The following is a 21442-nucleotide window of genomic DNA, read 5'->3' as shown; positions in this document are numbered from 1 at the left end:
TAGCATCATCGCCTCAGTTCCTCAACTGAGTTACCTTTCCGGTATAACTTTTTCATTGATTAGCGTTTTATTCCATTGCCGCGCGTGCTCCCGGCAGCCCCTGTTCAAAAGAATAACAGGTCGTGGAACCGTACTGCCGGTTACAAACTTTCTATGTTACACTGTTTATTATATCCATTGTTCGTACATCAGGGCAACACAATCACCGTTCTCCCCTCTATCCTGAAATGGGGCCCATACCCTTCCAGCGCATGCAACACCTCGGCGAGGCCCAGTCTTCTGCTGATCCGGGCATATACCTGTGGCGAAGCGCCTTCCGTTTTATCTATAATGTCCACATCATACCACCGGGAAAGTTGTCGCATAATAGTGGACAGATCAATATCGTCAAATTCGAAATACCCGGTTCTCCATGTTGTTACTCTATCCTTGTCTGACTGTGCTACAGACATGACGTTTGTAACATGATCCAATATTGCCTGCTGCCCTGGTTTCAGTAGTTGTTCCCGTGTTCCGCTCACCACCGATACGGCCCCTTCCAGCAGGGTTGTGTGCACACTGCCTTCATCATCATAGGCCATCACATCAAAACGGGTACCCAACACCTTTATTTCCATATTATTCACTTTCACCTTGAACGGTCTTTCCGCATTTCCGGCCACTTCAAAATATCCCTGTCCATGCAGCTCAACAATCCTTTCTTTGCCAGTGAATGCAGTTGGGTATTTCAATGTAGATGCCGCATTCAGCCATACTTTTGTACCATCAGACAGTATTAGCTGGTATTGGCCCCCGCGGGGAACAGTCAGGGCATTATAGCCAGGCTCCGTTCCCGATCCCTGCAAGGCGTATTGAAGCTGGCCTCCGTGTTGATGCACACTTACACCGCCCTGGTGAATAACCTGGTTACCAGCACTGTCCAGTGGTATTACGGATCCATCGGCCAGCATTAGTACAGCCTTGCTGGAACCGGGTTGTATATCCGCCATCTCCGCTCCCGGCTTGTTGCTCCACCGGAACAACAAATAAGTACCAGTGCATAAGATCAAAATGACAGCAACAGCGGCACGCCACCAGTTACGGTATGTTTTCAAATAAACAATGTTGTCATCTCCTTTTGGTACGTCAACACTTATGATCTTTTCAAAGCCGGCATCCTCCACAACAGGGTCTATATACATGGGCGTCCCTGCTTCCCGCTCTATCAGCGCAGCAATGGCCCTTTCCACGGGCTCGTAACCTTCCCGGGACTTCAATTCTTCCAGTTCCATGGATTCATCGGCGGTAATCGTACCGTCAAGTTCCCGTTCCAGTAAATAATATATCCGTTGTTGTTTCATAAAACATTATTCCTGCACTTACCCGTTTTTCACCTTTCCAGGAATAGTCATTTATTATATGATCCTGCAAAATGGAAAACGTCACGGGTAAAAGTGATTTTTTTTTCAATAAAAGTTCAATAAGACACAAATCAGGATAAAAGCCCTGTATCCGGCGGCGATGAGCAGCTCACGGATCTCTTTATTTGAGGCGGATAGATGGTTTTTTACGGTACCCACAGGTATAGAAAGCACCTGCGCTATCTCGGCAGGCTTTTTTCCTTCTTCCCTGTTCATACGATAGATGAGTTTTCGGCGGGGAGACATTTTCTGCAGGGCTGTTCCTATGGCTCTCTTTATTTCTTCCAGCTGCACCAGGTCAATGGGAGTACTCACATCATGGTCTCTTTTTCCTGACAGGGCCAGCTGTTCCAGCTTTTTCCGGTCATTTCTTTGCTTACGAAAATGTTGCAGACAGGTATTGGCAGTAATGGTATACATCCATGCCTGTATATTGTTAATGGCGGGAATCTTGTCTCTTGATAGCCAGATACGCATAAAGGTTGCCTGCAGGATCTCTTCCGTATCGGCGTCTGACCGGGTTGATTTCCATACATAAGCGCGAAGCCTGGGCGCAAATTCTTTATAAAACGAATAAAACGCTTTCTCATCGCCTTCCGCGATGCGCAAAAGCCGTTCCTCGTCAGAAGGAATATTATCTGTACGTAAGTTGATCATTTAAACGTGGAAATTATAATCAACGGAAAACTATGTAATATCAGTTCGTAAAAGGATCTTATTCAAATTTATATAAAACCTTATTACCGTTCGAAAAAAAATGAGGGCGCGGGTGGGATAATTCGTGAAAGAGGGAATTTTCAGAAAAAAAAGCGGTTAGTCGTGGGACTAACCGCCGTGTATTTTAAGTTCACGTGTATTTTAGGTTCAGGAAACCGCCATTGACCGATTTGACGCCTTCTCCTTCATAATCGCCTGGTAAATATCTCTTTCCCTGAAAGGCTTCAGCAGCCAGCCATTGAAGCCGGCCTTTCTGAAAGCAGCCTCGTCTTCGGCTGTGATGGCAGCTGTCAGCACCAGCGCTGTTACACCGGCCTTTTCCGGGTTCTTATCAGCCCTGATCTGTTCCATCACCTCAACACCGCTGATGCCAGGCAGGTGCTGATCGAGCAACACCAGGTCGTAAGTATGACTGCGAAACATTTCCAATGCACTTTCGCCGTCTGCCACCATATCAAAACGGCATTTCCACCTGGTGAGGATCATTTTCAGCACCAGCAGGTTCATTTCCTGATCGTCCACTACCAATACGTAGCATCCTTCCATAAATGTGCCGGTGGCATCCTCCACATCCTGTGGACTATTGGTGATCATCAGCGGTGCTGTTACCCTTTCGTAGGGAATAAAGCAGGCGAAGGTGGAGCCTTTATGCAACTCACTGCTAAAGGAGATATCGCCCCCCTGCAACAGGAGCAATCTCCGGGTGATGGCCAGCCCCAGTCCGGTGCCGCGTGATTTGTTTTTAGTAGCCTGGTAAAAGCGTTCAAACAGTCGTTGCTGCGCTTCAGGACTAATACCTTCTCCGGTATCGGTCACTGAAAAATGGAACATATTCCTATTTTCACCTTCTGGTGTGAGTGAAGCCGTTACCGTTATACCGCCTTTATCGGTGTATTTTATGGCGTTACTTAGCAGGTTGAGTAGTATTTGCCTGAATCTGAAAATATCGCCGTTTACCTGGCCGTTTTTATCGCCTTCAAAGCTTACGTTAAATTCCAGTTTCTTCTTCTCTGCCTGCACCCTCATAATATTGATCACCTCAATAAACACCTGGTAAAGCACAAACGGCTGCGGACTCAGGGAGATATAATCCTTTTCCAGCCGGGAAAAATCCAGTACATCGTTCACTACCTGGATCAGCATATTGGTAGCCGAATCAATGGATTCTACCAGCGTTTTCTGACCCGGGCTCAGCGGTGTAAAGGAAAGCTGTTCAGTAAAGCCGGCCACAGAGTTGAGCGGTGTGCGCATTTCGTGACTCATATTATTCATCCAATCCGTGCGGATGCGCGTATTCTCTTCGGCCAGCAGTTTCTGTTGCCTAAGCAGTGCGCTATTTTTACGCACCAGCCAGATGGCAGCTGCAATCGCCACCAGACACGCGATCAGCGAAATCAGGCCCATTAGCACAATGCTGATCATCTTGTAGGTATTGCGATTTACTTCCGCGCTTGCAGACTGCTTCTTTGCCCTACCCTCCGCTGTTGCATGTTCGCGCAAAGCTATCAGCAGCCCTTTCAGTTCCTCCATCATGGCCAGGTTGGTGCCTGCCATGCCCGATTCGTCTGCATTCAGTTTCAGGCGGTTGGTAAGCTGCTGCTTCAGCAGATTTTTGTAGTACCCATTTACATCGGTCACTACTTTTTTCAACTGCATAGCATCATATTTCTCCTTGTCAATTACCTTTCCGTCCTTTGTTCTCACCAGGATACTTATCTGTGCTTTTAAAGTATCCTTTTTGTTGGCCCATGCCTTCCCCAATCGCTTAAAGAACCCGGCTTTCTTTTGTTCCGGCGCCTGCACATTATCCACCGTATCAATAGTTACCTTTTCTTTTTTGATCTGGCTTACCTTATAAGCCGGAATACTGTTCAACAGCTTGTCAATAATATCGTTGCTGAGAGAACCCGTCAGCATGGAATCAGTTGTTTTCTTCAACTGTGCTATCCGACCGGCTATGTCTTCTTTCTCTTTTATCAGTGCGCCGAATTTTTTCCTTTTCTCCGGGCCATCCAGCGTATGGCTGATAGTATCCACCATGGATAATACATCGCCCAGTTCGGTAGAAAAAGTTTGCAGGTACTTCCGGTCATACAATACAGTATAAAGCCGGAAGTTATTCTCTGCGTCATTCAGTGTAAACAATGCGGAGTCCATTAAATGAGCAGACGGATCTTCTATCAGTAGTGTGTCTGTGGCTTTGAGAAGGCGATGGGCGCTCTGCCGGTGAATGCGGAAGCCTGTAAAAAATAGGGTTACCAGCAATAGGAATACTATTGCCAATGAAGCAATAAACCACAAGATTGATTTGCGCATATATGAGACATTAAGATGAGGGTTACTAATTGCAGTTTTTCATAATATCCACATGGGGGTTTAAATCAGTTGAGGGAACTGATTTTATGTTTCAGTAATAACGATTACTCGAATAAATAGTTCAATGCGGGGGAAAAAATAATGAGGCGGGCTTTATTCATCCTTTTTGATTCTGCTCGCTTATCTTTACACTTAATAAACTTATGGACGTTTCCGAAATAACAGACCTGCTTAAAGAAAAAGCAAATACCAGGTACCACGCAGGTATGCTGCGCTTCGGTATTGATAATGAAAAAGCATTGGGAGTTAAAATACCCGAGGTCAGGAAACTGGCCAAAATAATAAGAAAAGACCATGAACTGGCCCTGCGACTATGGGACACCGACATACACGAGGCCCGTATTCTGGCAACATTAGTTGCCGACCCAAAGCTGGTTACGCCTCAATTAATTGACAGCTGGGCAAAGGATTTTACAAGCTGGGACATTTGCGACCACGCATGCGGAAACCTGTTTGACCGTACCCCCTTCGCTATTGAAAAGGCACTGGAACTTAGCCAACATGATGGAGAATTTGTTAAACGTGCTGGTTTTGTACTGATGGCCGGATTAGCAGTACATGATAAAAAAGCCGATAACAAGATGTTTATTCAATTCTTCCCTGTCATAGAACGTGAGGCATGGGACAAACGTAACTTTGTAAAGAAAGCGGTTAACTGGGCATTACGGCAAATTGGCAAGCGTAACCAAACCTTGTTACCTTTAGCCATACAATGTGCAGAGCGTATTTTACTACAGGATAATAAAACTGCAAAATGGATAGCAGGAGATGCTTTAAGAGAATTAACGGATTTCAAACCTCCACGTAAGAAAGGGCATCGCCCGCTACAAGGAGGCTAATTTATATGAAGACTTACGATGCCTGCAGTTAAACTATTTTTCAGCCATCGGATAGAATAAATGGTCTTTGTCAAGAAATACTATATTGAATACATTCTCATCAAAGAATCCGGCAACAACCTGTTTGCTCTTTTTGGTAATGTGCATTGATCCCCATGTCACCCCCGGTAAGTGTTTGGGTTCAGTGAATTTAGAATGATCAGGCCATTTTTGATATTGCTTAATACTTCCATCCTGCAGTGCCTCTTCACAGGTATATTTACATAAATGCCGCATCATTTCATTCATTGCTGCCAGATGCCCCAATTCCTGCCATTCCGCCAATGTTTGACCTTCTGTTTTATCAAGCAGATATTCTAATGAGAATGTAAGTTTGCGCTTCTTCGGTTTTTGAGGTCCCCGGTTTCCCTGTTCCCTAAGATAAGCCGGACCTGCCTTTTCCTTCTTATTCCTGCCCGCCATATAAAAGATTCGTAAGTTTATCTGTAATCACGAAAGTATCGGCGGCTCCAAATGTATTATCTAAATATTTTTTAGCAAAATCTGAAGTATTTCTTACAGCCTTCGCATTGAATTCTGACAGGGAATAAAGTGAAGACGCTCCATATTGATCTTTGTTGGTAAACCAAATTTGATCACGTCTAAGCAACTTTCTATCCAGTAAACTGGTGTCCTGGGCAGTGAAAATAAACTGGGCGTTGCGTTTGTTATACTTTTGAAATAAGGCCAGTAGCTTTTTCGATAAATTGGGATGCAGTTTACAATCAAATTCATCAATGAACAACACCCCACCACTTACCAGTGTGGAATAAATTGGCCCCAGGAGCTGGATTAACTTTCGTGTGCCATCAGACTCCATATAAGGCTTAAATGGTACAGCATCAATTATTATTTTATTCTCATCATATTTTCTATGATATGTTATTATTTCCCCGTCTTTTTCCCCTGCTTCTATATTGGCAATTTCTAAGTATTTGAGTACAGTAGTTGCCCATTCTTTGAATGTGCTATTTTCTTTCAGTAAGTCTGCAGTGTACCTTGAATAAAGATCACCGTCAATTCCATCAATTGCATTTGCCTGATAAAACCAACCGAATACTTCCTTTGTCACAGGCTGATTGTATTGAGCCAGGTGACTGAGGAACAGTACATTTTGGTTTACCTCTTCGTGGTATTTTAAGCCTTCAGCAAAAGATTCTTTATTGATTTCAAAAGTCTGGTCTTTGCGATCAAACAAATTAATCTCTCTCTCCAATTTTCGGTACAGCCATTCTTTCTTTATTGTATTGCCTAATAGTTCGTAGCCATACCGATAAATATGTTGTCCTATTAAGAAAGAAACTTCAAACATGGTTGTTTCAGTTTCTGATTCGGTGCTTAATCTGAAGTGGTTGGTACGAACTCTGCGTTCTGTTTCTTTATTTAATGACTCGCGGAACGAACTATAAATAACGTTACTGAAATAACCGAAAGCTTTAATAAAGTTACTTTTGCCACTTCCGTTAGCACCATAGATTGCAGCTACTTTTAAAAGGTTTAAATCCTTACTGGTTTTAATAATATTGGTTCGTACCATTTCCTTAAAAGATTTAACTGGAGTCATCAGGAATCTGGCCTCATCCTTAAAGGAAAATAAGTTCCGAAATTTGAATTCTATAAGCATAATATCGAGAAGTATAGACACAAATATACGACTAATTCACAAAAATTACCACAAAATGGTATTTTTTGTAAATTAATCCATTTTTAAGTACCCCATATCTGAACACATCCTATTTTTTGTTTTAGGGCCGCTGGCTCCACCCTGGGCCAATTTATTAGGTATGAACTCTTTTTTATCCTATTTGAACCACCTACCTAATGATCAACTTCACATCCAGCTACAACAAAAGCAGATTGAGATACATCCCCTATTTGACCGTTTGAGACATTTGCAGGAACAAAATCAGAAAAAATGAAACAAGCCAGTCAAAGTATGCCTCCAAAAATACTGCACAACGCAGCATCACATTGATTCATAACGCAACATTCTAATATCAAGTTTGCACCTTTAAATTCAAAAACAACAATGAAGAAAATATTCCTGACAAATATTATTTTCCTCTTTACTACAGACCTTTTATTAGCGCAACAGCGATTTACTATCAGCGGAACGATGAAAGAAAAAGCGACAGGTGAAACTATGATAGGAGTAACTATTAATGTGAAAGAACTAAAAGGAACAGGTACTACTTGTAATACATATGGCTTCTATTCACTCACCATCCCTGAAGGCCAATATCATTTAGTATTTAGCTTTATGGGATATAAAACTGATACCGTACTTGTAAACCTGAAGTCTAATATAAAACTTGACCATACCTTACAGGAAAATACTGCAGACCTGAACGAAGTCGTAGTACGGGCAAATAAAAAGGAAGACAATATCAGGACTACAAATATTGGAGTCGAGAAATTAGAGATCAAAACAATTGAAAAACTTCCTGTCATTTTCGGAGAAAAAGATATATTAAAAACCATCCAGCTCTTACCCGGAGTAAAAGCAGCAGGAGAAGGCAATAGCGGTTTTTTTGTGCGCGGTGGCAGTGCTGATCAGAACCTGATACTGCTGGATGAAGCCCCTGTTTACAACGCCTCACATTTGTTTGGTTTTTTCTCCACTTTTAATAGCGATGCTTTAAAAGACGTATCCATCATCAAAGGAAATAATCCTGCGCAATATGGCGGTCGCTTATCATCCGTACTAGATGCAAAAATGAAAGAAGGGAACAATCAAAAATACAGTGCGTCAGGAGGTCTTGGTCTGATCAGTAGCCGCCTGAGTATAGAAGGTCCTATCCAGAAAGATAAATCCTCTTTTATTATTTCCGGAAGAAGAACCTATGCGGATTTATTTCTAAGAGCATCCGAAGATTTTAAAGATAATTCCCTCTACTTCTACGACCTTAATGCCAAAGCGAACATCTGGATCAATGACAGGAACAGGCTTTTCCTGTCCGGGTATTTTGGAAAAGATGTGCTTCAGTTTGGCGATCTTTTTGGAACTAACTGGGGAAACACTACCGGCACACTACGCTGGAATAGTATCATCTCTCCAAAATTGTTCTCTAATACATCTGTCATTTATAGCAATTATGACTTTAACATCAACATTGATGCAGATGGTTCTGACTTTAATGTAAATTCAACAATCCGGGACTGGAACCTCAAGCAGGAGTTTCAATACGCACCCGATACAAAAAACACAATACGTTTTGGTTTCAACAGTATTTATCACACCATTACACCTACCCGCTTCCGCGGAGACAGTGTGGTGCAGGCTCCCAAGCAAAGCCGGTCAGGACTGGAAAATGCTGTCTTTTTCAATAACACCACCGAATTAAACAACCGCTTTACAATCGACTATGGATTACGATTCTCTTCCTACAGCATTCTAGGTGGTGACACTTATAATATATATGACCATGGCACATTAAAAGACAGCGTGGTATTATCTTCAAACAGTTTTGGCAAAACCTATTACAGGATTGAACCCCGTTTCCAGTTCAGTTATCTGATCAATGAGATCAGCAGTATCAAAGGTGGTTATGCCCGGAATACGCAACACTTACACCTACTGAGCAATAGTACAAGCTCAAGTCCCACGGACCAATGGATTGGTGATTCATACAACATAAAACCCGAAATAAGCGACCAGGTCAGCATAGGGTACTTCCGTAATTTGAAAGACCGGAAATACCAGATGAGTGTGGAAGTTTATTACAAAAACCTGCAAAATCAGGTTGATTACAAGGATGGTGCGGACCTGATCTCTGCCCAGGATGTTGAAAGCGAGTTGCTGTATGGAAAAGGAAGGGCCTACGGGGCAGAGTTTCTCCTGAAGAAAAACACTGGCAAATTCACTGGATGGATAGGCTATACCCTCTCCCGTACTGAACGAAAAATTGATGGCATTAATGGCAACAAATGGTATGCAGCCCGTCAGGACAGGCCACATGATTTGTCTGTTGTCACTATGTATGAACTTAACAGCCGGTGGTCATTATCTGCCTTGTTTGTTTACAATACAGGAAATGCCGTCACCTTTCCAAGCGGCAAATACAATGTGGAAGGGAATACGGTTTTTTATTATACCGAACGGAACGGATATCGTATGCCAGCATATCATCGCCTTGACTTAGGGGCTACTTATACCAGGCCACATAAAAACAAGAAATATGAATCATCCTGGAACTTCAGTCTGTATAATGCCTATGGCAGAGAAAATGCCTTTACTATAACATTTGAAGACAATCCTAATGATCCTACACGTACAAGAGCGTTGCAAACATCGCTATTTCGCTGGGTGCCATCTGCAACCTATAATTTTAAATTTTAAGTGGTATGAAAAAGATACTGTCAATTCTCTCAACATCATTTATCCTTTCATCCTGCGAAAAGGAAATTCATGTTGACCTTAATTCTTCCGAGCCACAAATTGTAATAGATGGAAGTATTACAGACGCCGCGGGACCGTATTATGTCAGGATAACAAAGACCGTCAATTATAGTGAAAGTAATGTTTATCCAGGTGTCAGCGGTGCAACCGTGATCATTTCAGATAACAATGGAATCACTGATACGCTGACTGAAACTTCGCCAGGCATTTATCAGACCAGTACAATAATCGGCACTCCTGGGAATACTTACTCCTTAAGTGTTAGCATAGAAGATAAAGAATATTATGCCACCTCTACTATGCCGCTGAAAGTCAATTTAGACTCTCTCAAATTCAGTCCCACGTCTGTACCAGGAGAAGAGGATCTGTATTCAATCTTACCGGTATTTACCGATCCCCCCACATTGGGAAATAATTACCGGTACCTGCTAACTATTAACGGAAAGCTGGATGATTCCTACTTCGTAGATAATGACAATATAGGAAATGGATTGGTCAATAAAAGATCGCTTTTCACACAAGACACAGATATAAAACTAAAGGATTCTGTTAAGTTGGAAATGCGCTGCATTGATCTACCCAGCTATACTTATTTCTACACCCTTTCTCAAATTGCAGATGGAGGACCCGGTGGGGGCACTACACCCACTAATCCCCCTAATAATATAACAGGCGACTATGCCCTCGGCATTTTCTCCGCATATACCACGCAAACACGAACACAAATAGTGGAATAGTTAAAAATTGTTCTCATGAAAATAGCAGTTATTGGTGCAACCCGGGGAATCGGTTTGGAACTTGTAAAGATAGCATTAGCAGAAGGACACGAAGTAACAATACTTGCGCGCGATCCGGACCGCATGCCAATTGCCGATAACCATCTCCGCATTATTCAGGGCAATGCGCTGGATTGGAAAGCTGTCTTTAAGGTGGTGGAGGGGCAGGATGTCGTGTGCAGCTGCCTGGGCACTACCGATGTAATGAAGAAAATAACAATGTTTTCCCGGTGTGCGGAAAACCTGTCCAGGACGCTTAAAGCGGAACAATTACTGATTGCGGTTACAGGTCTGGGAGCAGGCGACAGCAAAGGCCATTGTGGCATTCTATATGACCGTTTTTTTCTTCCGGTTGTGCTGAAAAGAATCTATGCCGATAAGGATATTGAAGAAAGCATCATCCAAAATCAGCTGAATCGCTGGATTATCGTTCGTCCTGGTTTCTTAAATAATGGGCCGCGAACAGGCTGTTACCGGGCACTCATTGATCTGAATGGCATTCATGGAGGCAGGATTTCACGTTCAGATGTTGCTGATTTTATACTCAACCAGGCCAAATCACCTCAGTTCATTGGGCAGACACCCATGCTAATTTATTGATGCAATCACAAATAATCTGACATATGGAAAAAGATGAAAATAACGCGAAGATTTCCGTTGCCGAAAGTATAACGACAGGAACACATTGGACCACTACAAAATATAGCAGGAATATATTGCATGATGCTTTGGTCAAACATCTTCTCAGCCTGATGACATACGGCATGTCTGACCTGGGAGAAGTGCTCGAAGTTGTAGGGCAGCTTGAACCAAACAATGAAGAAAGCTGGGTCAGCACCTGGGGCGCTATGGCACAACGCCTGCAGAACCGCGCTGCAGCTGCTGAAGGTTTAAATAACCTTGTAACAGCATCCACTGCATACCTGCGTGCTTCCACATACTGGCGTGCAGCGCTGATGTATTTCAGTGATGCAGGCGATCCGCGTATGCGCAACTATGCATATGCCAGCTCAAAGTGTTACGAACGTTACCTCGCATTGTCTGGCTATCCCGGTCAGTATGTTGAGATCCCTTATGAAAACAGCTTTCTTCCGGGACATTTCTACAGATCGCCTGTTGCGAAAGGGATTGCGCCCCTGCTCATCATCACTCCCGGTAGGGATACCTGGGCAGAAGATACCCGTTGGGTATATGATGGGGCCCTTCGCCGGGGCATCCATTGTTTGATATATGACGGCCCCGGTCAGGGCTTTGCATTGAGGCTAAACAACCTGGCATTTCGTCCTGATTGGGAAAAGGTGGTGACACCGGTTATCGATTTTGCACTGACGCTTGAGGGCATAGACCCTTCAGGAATTGCACTGATGGGATTGAGTTTTGGCGGTTTCCTGGTACCACGGGCGGCCGCCTTTGATAAGCGGATCAAAATATGTATTGCAGATCCCGGCAATATTAGCTGGGGAGAAGGAATCATTAATGCTTTAAAAAAATTCAGCACCCTGCCATCCATATCGCTGCCTGCAGAAGTGCGCAATTTGGTAAAAGATTATGCCTGGAAACATAATGTACCGAATACAATAGAAGACGTAATTAATGCCCTGCAGGCATATAATAACACTTCAGTTTTAGACAAAATTACCTGTAATATGCTGGTGCTGGACGGAACGGAAGAAATGCTGAGAGATGGGGCAAAGAAGTTCTATGACGCTTTAAATTGTCCTAAACACTATATGATTTTTGACGAAGCCACTACCGCTCAGTCACATTGCCAGATAGGAGGTTATGCTACAGCGACTGAATATATTTTCGACTGGCTGTGTCAACGTCTTTGATATATCAAACGTGTAAAAATGGAAAGAAGAAACGAGCAGACAATAGATTTTGAAACCGGGAAGCGTGTTGTTGTGATGACTGGCGGCACAGCGGGGTTAGGCGCACATGCGCTGAATTATCTCGCCACACAGTCAGATATGAAGATGATCGTCGGTGCCCGGGGAAGCGGAAGAACAGTACCCTCCGGGGTGGAAGTACTTCCACTCGATCTCGCCTCGCTGGCCAGTGTCCGGGCATTTGCAGAAATGGTAAAACGGTGGCTTGGCACTATCCGTATTGATATGCTGATATTAAATGCCGGCATGCAATATGGCAACAATGAGCGTAAAAGTGAAGACGGCTATGAGCTTACATTTGCCGTCAACCATCTTGCACACTACCTGTTGGTCAGATTACTGCTGCCATGCATGGCAGACTATGGCAGGGTTGTGATAACCACTAGTGATACACATGACCCCGCCATAGCTCCTATCGCTCCGAAAGAACTTGCTTTGCAGGAGCTGGCGCATCCTACCAAAACGGGTTTCGGTACCGGGATAAGGGCATACGCTGCTTCGAAGCTCTGTAACCTGATGACTGCCCAGTACCTTAGCAAGTTAAAAGAAGTGGCAGACCATCATCTTACCATCATTGCTTTCAATCCTGGTTTTACGGGTGGTACATCTCTGGGGCGTGATAGCTCCCCTTTCAGCCGTATGATCGTTACAGTGCTGATACATACTGTTTTCCGACTGGTCGGATTGTTTCGTCCTGAATACGTGATGGGGAAACCAGATCGGGCAGGTAAAGCGCTGGCCGAAATAGCAATGGGGGATATTACACCTCCTGAAGGTCGGATGTACGTTTCACTGGTCAGGAGCAAAGCAACCTGGCCAGATCCTTCAGCGCTGGCACAGGATGGTGATGCCCAGGAGATGCTGTGGCGGGAAAGTGAGTGGATGGTGGGTATAAAAAAAGAGGTATGACGAGAGTAATAGTGTTTTTGGCTACCTGTCTATTTCCATTCTATAACTGTGCCCCTGTTCACAAGCAAATAGTTTCTGATCACTATGATGGTAAAAAGTTTTACAACCCCACATTGGCTAAACAATTCTCGCCAGGTCTCTCTGACATAATCAGGATGATGAGGGAAGGCAGACCTAAATGGCCAGAGAAGGTGGCGACTAACGGAATTCATAAGCTTGATGAAGATCTGGGAACTGACGGTATATCACTAACGTTTGTGAACCATGCCACTTTTTTAATCCAGCTTCCCGGTATCAATATTCTTACAGATCCTGTCTGGGCAAAAAGAGTCAGCCCCGTAAGCTGGTTTGGTCCTATGCGCGTAAGAACGCCAGGTATTAAAATGGAGGAACTCCCGGTCATCCATTTAGTGATCATCAGTCATAATCATTATGATCACCTGGACCTGGAAACCTTAAAAAAGCTCGGGAAGCGTTTTTCTCCCAAAGTGCTGGTTCCGGTAGGTGATAAAGCGTTGGTTGAATCGGTTGGTATTAAGGATGTACAGGAGTTAGATTGGTGGGAAAGTGTGCAATTGAATCCGGACACCAGAATTACATTTACCCCGGCACAACATTCCTCAAGACGTGGGTTATTAGATAAAGATCGAAGCCTATGGGGTAGCTACTTTATTCAAAGTAACAAACATAGTGTTTACTTTGGCGGGGATGCAGGTTATTCTACACACTATAAAGAAATAAAGAAACGTCTTGGAGCCCCTGAATTTGCGCTATTAGGAATTGGTGTTTACGAACCGAACTGGTTCATGAAGCCTATGCATATGAATCCTGCAGAAGCCGTGGCCGCCTATATGGATTTAGATGCAAAGCTGGGAATTGGAATGCATTTCGGAACTTTTCAACTTGCATCCGAAGAATATGATCAACCTCAAAAGGAGCTGAAAGCAGCTTTGGAAAAGATGAAAATTTCTCAGGATAGATTTATTACGCTTCAGGAAGGTGAAACAAAATATATAGGGAGATAGTTTGCCCGGTGCCGGGAATATCAAAAATTTGAGATAAAACCGGAAATGCGTTTGTAACTTCCGTAAATAAGTAAAAAATTAAATCATATGGAACAGTCAGGTCAGATAAATGCTAACACGGTAGCAGCATTTCATAAAATGTGGGGATTACCAAAGCCAGCGCATCCATTGATAAGTATCATTGATTTTTCAAAGGCTAAACCTGAATCAATTCCTACAAGTGTGGTTTGTGGATGCTATTTTATCTCCATCAAAAGAAATGTCGGATTCAAATTGATTTATGGCCAGCAGGAATATGATTTTGATGAAGGTGTGATGCTCTTTTTTGCACCTAATCAGGTATTGAGAATTAAAAAGGAACAGGTTTTAACGGCTGGCCCCGAAGGCTGGGTATTACTTATCCACCCGGATTTTTTCTGGAACACACCGATGGCCAAAAATATAAAACGGTACGAATATTTCCACTATTCTGCTAATGAAGCATTATTTCTTTCTGAAAAAGAAGAAGCTACCATTGAGAACATCGTGCAAAATATTCAGCAGGAATATCACTCAAGTATTGACCGCTTTACACAGGATATCATTATATCTCAGATTGAAACATTACTCAATTACGCAGACAGATATTATCAGCGTCAGTTTATTACAAGAAAGATAACGAACCATAAAACTCTAGACCGTTTGGAACAGGTGCTTTCAGATTATTTCAACAGCGCTGATATTGTAACGAATGGGCTGCCGACGGTTCAGTATGTGGCTGAAAAATTAAATATCTCGCCGGGTTATTTAAGTGGGGTTCTAAAAAGCCTGACAGGACAAAGTACGCAACAACACATACAGGATAAAGTGATAGAGAAAGCTAAGGAAAAGTTGTCAACTACAGATCTTTCAGTAGGCGAAATTGCTTACGAACTGGGCTTTGAGCATCCTCAATCGTTTAATAAGTTATTTAAATTAAAAACGCAATTATCGCCGTTAGAGTTTCGGCAGTCGTTTAATTAAAAAATTTCCAAAATGTGCTTTAATCAATTCCGCAACCACCTGATCATAAAAGGAAAGGGCATCGTTTTAGATACAACCTGACTTCCACCTATAGCCATACCAATACTCTGCAACATAAACAAGCCAATATATTCGTTCTTATCACAACTCTCTATAATACTCCTGCTACCACCTCTGTAACCCTCATTATGAAAAACAAAAGCAGGATCTATTTCCAGATGCATACAGGCTGCATAAGACCACGCTATGGCCATTACCTCTTCTGCCTCTCTGTCTTTTCGTTTAATAATGGCCTTTTCTGTCAGCTGCGCACGATCTGCGGAAGACACAATTGCAATATGACCGGCTTCATGCAAAATATCTCCCGGATACTGCACAGTATCTTTATCAATAATGACTGTACCATTTTCAATCAGAAAACCTGGCAGAAAACTATCATCGCCTATAATTCGAAATATTGTCTGAATACCTATACTGTTAAGGAAAGTTATACATCTCTCAAATATGACTTTTTCTTCGTGTTCATTATATACCATCTATGTAAGGTACAAATAGAAAATCATTTGAAACACATATATATTACCGGTCCGGACCATGTTGGCTATCATCCTCATCAATAACGTATGATTATAAAATAATAAATTAGGTAAAGGATTAGATAATACATATCTTTATCAGGATCATAGTTTGAGTTTACGGAATTAGTAAGTTAGTTTTCCTTACAGCCTTCTTTTTTACCCACTACGTTACCTCAATCGGACATTTTTCACAATAAAAATTATATAAAATGGATATTTATGTGTCCAATCTGAGTCCTTATGTTGTTAATGAGGACCTAACTAACCACTTCTCTAAATTCGGAGTGGTGACCTCAGCAAATGTAATTATGGATAAATTCACAAATCGCAGTAAAGGATTTGGATTTGTCACCATGCCCAATGATGCAGAGGCAGAAAAAGCCATTCAGGAAATGAATGGATCCTCTATAAACGGCAAGGCAATCACAGCCAATAAAGCCAGACCAAAAGAGGAAAGACCAGCCAGGTCAGGCTTTAATAATCGCTGGTAAACATATAAAGTACATAAGTAAAAAGGAACCGTTTTCCCGTTTTTCGTTTCCTTTTTACTTATGTACCAATATAAATAAAACAAAGTCTATGCATAACAATACTGAAACCCTCCTGAGCAATTTTGATGAAACCGCATATGTTTCTGTCAACTCGTTTTATACACAATTTTGCTCTTCGATTAAACATATTGACAGACGGAAAAATGAAAATACCGTTCAATTATGGGTAGGGCAATATACAGACAGTTTAAAGCAAAGCCTTGAAAGCAAAGCATTCGAATATCTCTCCAGAAACAGAGATCTGCCCACCATTGACTGGTTCCAGAAAAAATTGATGTACATGATCAGGCTACATCTGCAGGAATTTTTACAACGTGTACGATACGTTTAAATATAGACGTTGCTACCTTTCACGATCCTGATGATCTTAATATATGATAATAAACGGATCACGTAATATACAGGATCAATTTCATACCACCGACGCCCAAAATTAACAGCAGCCGGATGCTTATGGTGATTATTGTGATAAGACTCTCCCAACATCAGTACATCCACAAACAGTAAATTCATAGATGTATTTTTCAATTTGAAATTGATGTACCCATACTTGTGTGCAAACCAGTTCACAATCGCTCCATGAAAAGCCCCCATTGAAATTACAATTGGCAACAGCAGATACTGCCATGGACTTGTCGCAAATGCCACGAAAAACAGGATATATAGTGCCACCCATAATAATCTTGAAAATCCGCCATTAGCAAAACGATCGAAACTATCCCAGGACGGAAGATTTTTGCTATACCTTTCTTCTATTGCTATTTTACGATGTAATATATTCTGATACACGGTCCTTGTATGCCACATCATGGAAAAGATGTTAGACGAATTTGACGGAGAATGCGGATCAAGCGGTGTATCAGTATGTGCGTGATGCAGCCTGTGCATTATACCATATGCTTTGGGACTCATGTATGAGGATCCCTGCGTGATATACGTTAAAATAAAAAAGAACCGTTCCCAACCTTTACTCATCATAAATGCACCATGTGCAGCATATCTATGCTGAAAAAAAGTTTGCGAAAACAAGGAGAGATACCAGATTGAAATAAAAAAAATGAAAATAACCATATTAGAGATTTCTTGTAGAACGCGATAATAAATCTCAAATATGCTGTTAGATAGATGAAAATAAGAAGCGTATTCCAGTGAAGTAATACCCTAAAGATAACCTTCATATTGTTAAGAAAATGATAATGCGATATATCCGGTGAAATTAACACTCCCCTCCTTATTGCAACGGCGTCTTAAACCCCACCTGCAAACTAATCCCATCCAAATCACCATTATACACCTGCGTCCTCACAGGAAAACTCATATACTGCGCCTCGAAATAAGGTATGAAATACCTGTTTATTTTAAAATTAACACCACACCCCACACGCAACGCCATCGAAGATCGGGATGAACTACTCAGATACGCATCGCTTGAACCAGCCTCACTCCTGAGAACAGGAATATCTGTCATTGCTAACCCCGCACCAGTATAAGTGTAAGCAGAAAAACGGTGAAAATGCCAGCCATAACCAACATCCAGCCCTATTGCTGTAGTGGGTACCTTTCCATCCAACTGTGTATTAAAACCATTCTGTGTATACTTCGTATGGAAGGCAATACTATACTGGTCAAAATAAAAACGACCAAACAAGTGTGCTTTATAATCTACCTGGAACTGAAATGACGAGGCAGAACCTCTTTCGCTAAGCGTAGTCTGTGCGGTAAGGGGGAGATAGTATCCCACTCCCCCATTGAAATAAAACAACAGTTTTTTTTCTTTATAATCAAACTGTGCCCTGGACGACAATGATACTACCAGAGAAAATGCAATAAGTACCCAATGCTTAATCATAAATGCGGCTTTATACGATAGTGAATAAGGATCATTGACCTGACAGTTTTTCCAGTTCTGCAACTGCTATCAGGTAAGCTAAACGGGCAGCATAGTAATCAGCTTCTGCCCTGGCCAGGTTGGCTTTTACCTCCACCATGTCTGTTTTCACATCAAGCCCGGAGGTATGTTTATCCTGCTGCAACTGCAGTTCCTCTCTACGATAGTGTACCGCCTGCCCTGCTACATCCATCAGCGTCGAGGCCTGGTTTATTTTCCGGTAAGCTTTGTCAATATCTGTACTGAGCTGTTGCTGCTGATAAGCTATATAATGTTCTGATTGCCTTAACTGCGCTTCCCGCTGCCGTAATACCTGTTGATTGGAGAAAAGAGCCTGTATATCCCATTTCAGGTTAATACCGATATAAGGATTGCTGGAAGGCAAAAGCGGATTACCTTGCTGATAATAGTATCCACCTATCAAACCTATATTTGGCAGATAACCCTGTTTAGCAGCTTTTATTCCCAGCATTGCCTTTTCCCTGTTAAGCATTGCAATTTGCATATCCGGGTTAGTTGAAATACCTGCATGATAGGCATCTAATGTTGCAAGCGGTTTAATGGAAACATCAATAGGTTCAACATCAATGTCCCCGCCATTGATATTGGTGATGTTCAACAGTTCACTTTTATAATCCTGCACCTGGATGCCCTGTTTAAGCACATTTTGCTGTTCCTCAGCTACACTGGCCCGCAGACCTGCAATACTTACACTGATGGTCTTCCCGGCTTCCAGCGCAGTTGCTGCATCCGCAAGTTTAGCTTTTGCCAGTTCCAGCCTGGCCGAAGCCTCTACCTGCTGTTGCTGCGCGATCAGTATGCCATAATATAACTTTTGAACTGCCAGCCTCAGGTCCTGGATCAATTTGTTTTTTTCCTTTTCGGACAACGCTATCTCCTTCCTGTCTATGTCTAGTCCTGTCTTAATCTTAGCCTGTTCCAGGATGGGCTGATAGGCTGACAGTTCAATACTGTATGTGGAACGCTGTCCCACCGGTAATTTAATGTCTGTAGCAGGTAGTACCTGTGTACCACCAGAGATGGTTCCTGCCGGTATAGTTATATCAGGCAGGGAAAAGTTATACTGATAGTTGCCAGATAAAGTTGAAGCAGGATATCTTTTAATCCCGTCTTCTTTTAACTTCCTCATTTTCTCCTCTATCTGCCAGTTTTTGACAGCTACCAGGTGGCTGTTGGAAATAGCCGAATCTGTTAACTGTTGTAAAGAATACTTCCTGTCCTGTGCCTGCAGGAATGATCCGCTTATGAGCGGGACAGCTAACAGCAGGCAACGTTTTATATCAAGCCTCATTTGTAACAGTGTTGTGTTGGTTTTTCAATAAATCCTTTTCCCTGATCATAGCTATATACATAATGGGCACGGTGAGCAATGCCATGATCATGCTCCATACTACTCCAAAGGCCAATACACTGGCCAGCGGTGCCCACATACCTGAGCCGGAAATGATCATAGGCAATACACCAATAGCAGCTGCCATGGCCGTAAGGAAAATAGGACGCAATCTTCTTTTTGCCGCTTCTATTGCCGCTGTTTTAATATCCATGCCCTGCTTCAGCAACACATTTGTATGATCTACCAGGATGATAGCATTTCTCACAACGATACCTGACAAGGCGATGAGGCCAATGAAAGCAGTAAAGCTGAAATTGTTACCGGTAACTACAAGTCCCAGGATGGCTCCGAAAAGACTGAGTGGTATGGTGAGCATCACCACCACCGTTTCTTTTATATTCCTGAACTGGAAAAGGAGGATGAAAAATATGAGTGCAAGACTAATAAGCAGTGCCGTTACCATTTCTACAAACACCTCATCTTTATTAGCTTCTTCCCCACCATATTCAATACGGTAGCCTGCAGGTAGTTGCAGCTTTTCTATTTGCGGTTTCACTGCTTCCAGCAGCTCTGCGGGCAATACGCCGGCAGCTGTTTCACTCTGTACAGTCAATGTTCTAACCCCATTGCGGTGCATGATCTTACCCGTCTGCCACTGAGGCACAAGGTCTGCAATCTGCCGCAGAGGCACCTGGGCACCGGTTACCGGCGAGGTGAGGTAAATATTTTCCAGATCGGAGAAATCTTTCCTGTTGGCTTCATTTAACCTTAGCACAATGTTAACAGGCGTGCTACCCTCGTACATGGTAGAGATAGGCGCACCGGTGAAACCTGTGTATACCGATTGTGCCACACTGGTAGTTGTAAGGCCCATGCGTTTTGCTTCTTCTTTCAGTTGCAGGCCAACGCCGTAATAATCTTCCGAAAAATCGTCTCTTACAAACTGGCTGCCCCGCGTCTTTTTTATGATACTACTGATAGTATCCCTGATATGCTTTAATGTAGATATATCCTCTCCAATGATCCTGACCTCCACAGGTGCACTCATAGAAGATCCCTGCTGCATCAGCTTTACGAAGAAGGTACCATCAGCAGCGAGTTTCCCGACCTTGTGCGTCAGCTCTTCCGCCAGTTCTTCGGTTGTTTTCCCGGAGGTGGTGTTCACCAACAGGAGTGCATAGTTGCTGGTAGGAAATTCAGGTGTAAAATTGTAATAGAACCTGGGGGCCGAAGTACCTGTGAAGGTGGCATAAGATACTACCCGCTTATCCCCTTTCACAAGGTTTTCTGCTTTTAGTATGGTTTCGTTTGTTTTTTCAAGCCTGGTACCTGTTGGCATCCACAGTTCCACGATAAACTGGTTACGTTCTGCCGGTGGAAAGAACAGTTCCCGCACGCCAAATTGCAATAACAGGGCCATTAGCACGAGGGAGAAAAAGCTGCTGATTACAGTAAGCCTGGGATGTTTAATACACCAATCCAGCACAACATTATATCCATCCTGCATGTAGGTAAGCAGCGACTTGCGCTTATGTGCTGCCGGTGCATGTGAGTGCAGCCCCTTTTTGATGAATGTATAACACAACAACGGTGTCAGAAACAACGCTACAAAATAGGAAGCGATCAGCGCTATGGCCACAGTTACCGGCAGGGTGGCTATAAATTCGCCTGTAGACCCGCTGATCAGTATCATGGGCATA

General features: G+C 42.8%; 20 protein-coding genes. 10 read left to right on the top strand and 10 right to left on the bottom strand.

Translation table 11 applies throughout. From position 1 onward, the window contains the following. Nucleotides 1-188 precede the first annotated feature (188 nt). The 3 genes from ABDW16_RS20875 to ABDW16_RS20865 form a co-directional block, all read right to left on the bottom strand. Complete coding sequence (locus ABDW16_RS20875; RefSeq protein WP_343672411.1) at nt 189-1340, bottom strand: FecR domain-containing protein; 1152 nt, start codon at nt 1338-1340, stop codon at nt 189-191. 105 nt (nt 1341-1445) lie between these two features. Then, entirely contained in the window at nt 1446-2057 is a 612-nt protein-coding gene (locus tag ABDW16_RS20870) for a sigma-70 family RNA polymerase sigma factor (protein ID WP_343672410.1), read from the bottom strand. 207 nt (nt 2058-2264) lie between these two features. Continuing rightward, entirely contained in the window at nt 2265-4433 is a 2169-nt protein-coding gene (locus tag ABDW16_RS20865) for an ATP-binding protein (RefSeq protein ID WP_343672409.1), read from the bottom strand. Between the two features lie 203 nt (nt 4434-4636). Here ABDW16_RS20865 and ABDW16_RS20860 point away from each other — a divergent pair, with 203 nt between their 5' ends. After that, nucleotides 4637-5332: a DNA alkylation repair protein gene (locus ABDW16_RS20860; RefSeq protein ID WP_343672408.1), complete on the top strand. Its 696-nt coding sequence runs from the start codon at nt 4637-4639 to the stop codon at nt 5330-5332. 33 nt (nt 5333-5365) lie between these two features. Here the strand turns inward: ABDW16_RS20860 and ABDW16_RS20855 are convergent, their stop codons facing one another. Both ABDW16_RS20855 and ABDW16_RS20850 read right to left on the bottom strand, forming a co-directional pair. Continuing rightward, a complete protein-coding gene (locus ABDW16_RS20855; protein ID WP_343672407.1) occupies nt 5366-5794 on the bottom strand; it encodes a hypothetical protein in 429 nt (142 codons plus the stop codon). Then, on the bottom strand, nt 5778-6908 hold the full coding sequence (locus ABDW16_RS20850) for an ATP-binding protein (RefSeq protein ID WP_343672406.1): 1131 nt from the start codon (nt 6906-6908) through the stop codon (nt 5778-5780). The genes ABDW16_RS20855 and ABDW16_RS20850 overlap by 17 nt, the downstream gene beginning before the upstream one ends. Nucleotides 6909-7400: 492 nt before the next feature. On the opposite strand from ABDW16_RS20850, the gene ABDW16_RS20845 reads away from it, so the two are divergent. The 7 genes from ABDW16_RS20845 (at nt 7401) to ABDW16_RS20815 (ending at nt 15371) form a co-directional block, all read left to right on the top strand. Next, on the top strand, nt 7401-9710 hold the full coding sequence (locus ABDW16_RS20845; RefSeq protein WP_343672404.1) for a TonB-dependent receptor: 2310 nt from the start codon (nt 7401-7403) through the stop codon (nt 9708-9710). Between the two features lie 5 nt (nt 9711-9715). Beyond that, nucleotides 9716-10507 (top strand): DUF4249 domain-containing protein, encoded by a 792-nt coding sequence (locus ABDW16_RS20840; protein WP_343672403.1) that lies wholly within the window; start codon nt 9716-9718, stop codon nt 10505-10507. A gap of 15 nt (nt 10508-10522) precedes the next feature. Then, nucleotides 10523-11146 (top strand): SDR family oxidoreductase, encoded by a 624-nt coding sequence (locus ABDW16_RS20835; RefSeq protein WP_343672402.1) that lies wholly within the window; start codon nt 10523-10525, stop codon nt 11144-11146. Between the two features lie 23 nt (nt 11147-11169). Next, the gene (locus ABDW16_RS20830; RefSeq protein WP_343672401.1) at nt 11170-12378 is read left to right on the top strand and encodes an alpha/beta fold hydrolase; all 1209 of its coding nucleotides are present in this window, start codon (nt 11170-11172) and stop codon (nt 12376-12378) included. An 18-nt stretch (nt 12379-12396) separates the two neighbouring features. Further along, nucleotides 12397-13344: an SDR family NAD(P)-dependent oxidoreductase gene (locus ABDW16_RS20825; RefSeq protein ID WP_343672399.1), complete on the top strand. Its 948-nt coding sequence runs from the start codon at nt 12397-12399 to the stop codon at nt 13342-13344. Next, complete coding sequence (locus ABDW16_RS20820) at nt 13341-14369, top strand: MBL fold metallo-hydrolase (RefSeq protein ID WP_343672398.1); 1029 nt, start codon at nt 13341-13343, stop codon at nt 14367-14369. Before ABDW16_RS20825 ends, ABDW16_RS20820 begins: the two co-directional genes overlap by 4 nt. Before the next feature lie 87 nt (nt 14370-14456). Continuing rightward, the gene (locus ABDW16_RS20815) at nt 14457-15371 is read left to right on the top strand and encodes a helix-turn-helix transcriptional regulator (RefSeq protein WP_343672397.1); all 915 of its coding nucleotides are present in this window, start codon (nt 14457-14459) and stop codon (nt 15369-15371) included. A 23-nt stretch (nt 15372-15394) separates the two neighbouring features. On the opposite strand, the gene ABDW16_RS20810 is transcribed toward ABDW16_RS20815, so the two are convergent. Beyond that, a complete protein-coding gene (locus tag ABDW16_RS20810; RefSeq protein ID WP_343672396.1) occupies nt 15395-15907 on the bottom strand; it encodes a hypothetical protein in 513 nt (170 codons plus the stop codon). Between the two features lie 251 nt (nt 15908-16158). On the opposite strand from ABDW16_RS20810, the gene ABDW16_RS20805 reads away from it, so the two are divergent. Together ABDW16_RS20805 and ABDW16_RS20800 are read left to right on the top strand one after the other, a co-directional pair. After that, nucleotides 16159-16440 carry an RNA-binding protein gene (locus tag ABDW16_RS20805; RefSeq protein WP_343672395.1) on the top strand — a complete coding sequence of 94 codons (282 nt, stop codon included), beginning with the start codon at nt 16159-16161 and terminating at the stop codon, nt 16438-16440. Nucleotides 16441-16528: 88 nt separating this feature from the next. Next, complete coding sequence (locus tag ABDW16_RS20800; RefSeq protein ID WP_343672393.1) at nt 16529-16831, top strand: hypothetical protein; 303 nt, start codon at nt 16529-16531, stop codon at nt 16829-16831. On the opposite strand, the gene ABDW16_RS20795 is transcribed toward ABDW16_RS20800, so the two are convergent. From ABDW16_RS20795 to ABDW16_RS20780, 4 genes are all read right to left on the bottom strand, one after another. Next, a complete protein-coding gene (locus ABDW16_RS20795) occupies nt 16828-17571 on the bottom strand; it encodes an acyl-CoA desaturase (protein WP_343672392.1) in 744 nt (247 codons plus the stop codon). The genes ABDW16_RS20800 and ABDW16_RS20795 overlap by 4 nt on opposite strands. Nucleotides 17572-17731: 160 nt before the next feature. Then, nucleotides 17732-18349 (bottom strand): hypothetical protein, encoded by a 618-nt coding sequence (locus ABDW16_RS20790; protein WP_343672390.1) that lies wholly within the window; start codon nt 18347-18349, stop codon nt 17732-17734. A gap of 31 nt (nt 18350-18380) precedes the next feature. Next, the gene (locus ABDW16_RS20785) at nt 18381-19700 is read right to left on the bottom strand and encodes a TolC family protein (protein WP_343672388.1); all 1320 of its coding nucleotides are present in this window, start codon (nt 19698-19700) and stop codon (nt 18381-18383) included. Further along, nucleotides 19690-21442 (bottom strand): efflux RND transporter permease subunit (locus ABDW16_RS20780; RefSeq protein ID WP_343672386.1); only part of this gene is annotated, 1753 nt, incomplete at its 5' end. The genes ABDW16_RS20780 and ABDW16_RS20785, both read right to left, overlap by 11 nt.

Origin of the sequence: Chitinophaga sp. (genome assembly GCF_039596135.1) — a bacterium.
Classification (GTDB): Bacteria; Bacteroidota; Bacteroidia; order Chitinophagales; family Chitinophagaceae; genus Chitinophaga.
Note: the sequence above shows the minus strand (reverse complement) of the source record. Positions and strands in the feature narration are given on the sequence as shown.

Coding starts and splice junctions, on each gene's coding strand:
- ABDW16_RS20875 (WP_343672411.1), bottom strand. CDS start 1,340: ATGAAACAACAACGGATATATTATTTACTGGAACGGGAACTTGACGGT.
- ABDW16_RS20870 (WP_343672410.1), bottom strand. CDS start 2,057: ATGATCAACTTACGTACAGATAATATTCCTTCTGACGAGGAACGGCTT.
- ABDW16_RS20865 (WP_343672409.1), bottom strand. CDS start 4,433: ATGCGCAAATCAATCTTGTGGTTTATTGCTTCATTGGCAATAGTATTC.
- ABDW16_RS20860 (WP_343672408.1), top strand. CDS start 4,637: ATGGACGTTTCCGAAATAACAGACCTGCTTAAAGAAAAAGCAAATACC.
- ABDW16_RS20855 (WP_343672407.1), bottom strand. CDS start 5,794: ATGGCGGGCAGGAATAAGAAGGAAAAGGCAGGTCCGGCTTATCTTAGG.
- ABDW16_RS20850 (WP_343672406.1), bottom strand. CDS start 6,908: ATGGTACGAACCAATATTATTAAAACCAGTAAGGATTTAAACCTTTTA.
- ABDW16_RS20845 (WP_343672404.1), top strand. CDS start 7,401: ATGAAGAAAATATTCCTGACAAATATTATTTTCCTCTTTACTACAGAC.
- ABDW16_RS20840 (WP_343672403.1), top strand. CDS start 9,716: ATGAAAAAGATACTGTCAATTCTCTCAACATCATTTATCCTTTCATCC.
- ABDW16_RS20835 (WP_343672402.1), top strand. CDS start 10,523: ATGAAAATAGCAGTTATTGGTGCAACCCGGGGAATCGGTTTGGAACTT.
- ABDW16_RS20830 (WP_343672401.1), top strand. CDS start 11,170: ATGGAAAAAGATGAAAATAACGCGAAGATTTCCGTTGCCGAAAGTATA.
- ABDW16_RS20825 (WP_343672399.1), top strand. CDS start 12,397: ATGGAAAGAAGAAACGAGCAGACAATAGATTTTGAAACCGGGAAGCGT.
- ABDW16_RS20820 (WP_343672398.1), top strand. CDS start 13,341: ATGACGAGAGTAATAGTGTTTTTGGCTACCTGTCTATTTCCATTCTAT.
- ABDW16_RS20815 (WP_343672397.1), top strand. CDS start 14,457: ATGGAACAGTCAGGTCAGATAAATGCTAACACGGTAGCAGCATTTCAT.
- ABDW16_RS20810 (WP_343672396.1), bottom strand. CDS start 15,907: ATGGTATATAATGAACACGAAGAAAAAGTCATATTTGAGAGATGTATA.
- ABDW16_RS20805 (WP_343672395.1), top strand. CDS start 16,159: ATGGATATTTATGTGTCCAATCTGAGTCCTTATGTTGTTAATGAGGAC.
- ABDW16_RS20800 (WP_343672393.1), top strand. CDS start 16,529: ATGCATAACAATACTGAAACCCTCCTGAGCAATTTTGATGAAACCGCA.
- ABDW16_RS20795 (WP_343672392.1), bottom strand. CDS start 17,571: ATGGTTATTTTCATTTTTTTTATTTCAATCTGGTATCTCTCCTTGTTT.
- ABDW16_RS20790 (WP_343672390.1), bottom strand. CDS start 18,349: ATGATTAAGCATTGGGTACTTATTGCATTTTCTCTGGTAGTATCATTG.
- ABDW16_RS20785 (WP_343672388.1), bottom strand. CDS start 19,700: ATGAGGCTTGATATAAAACGTTGCCTGCTGTTAGCTGTCCCGCTCATA.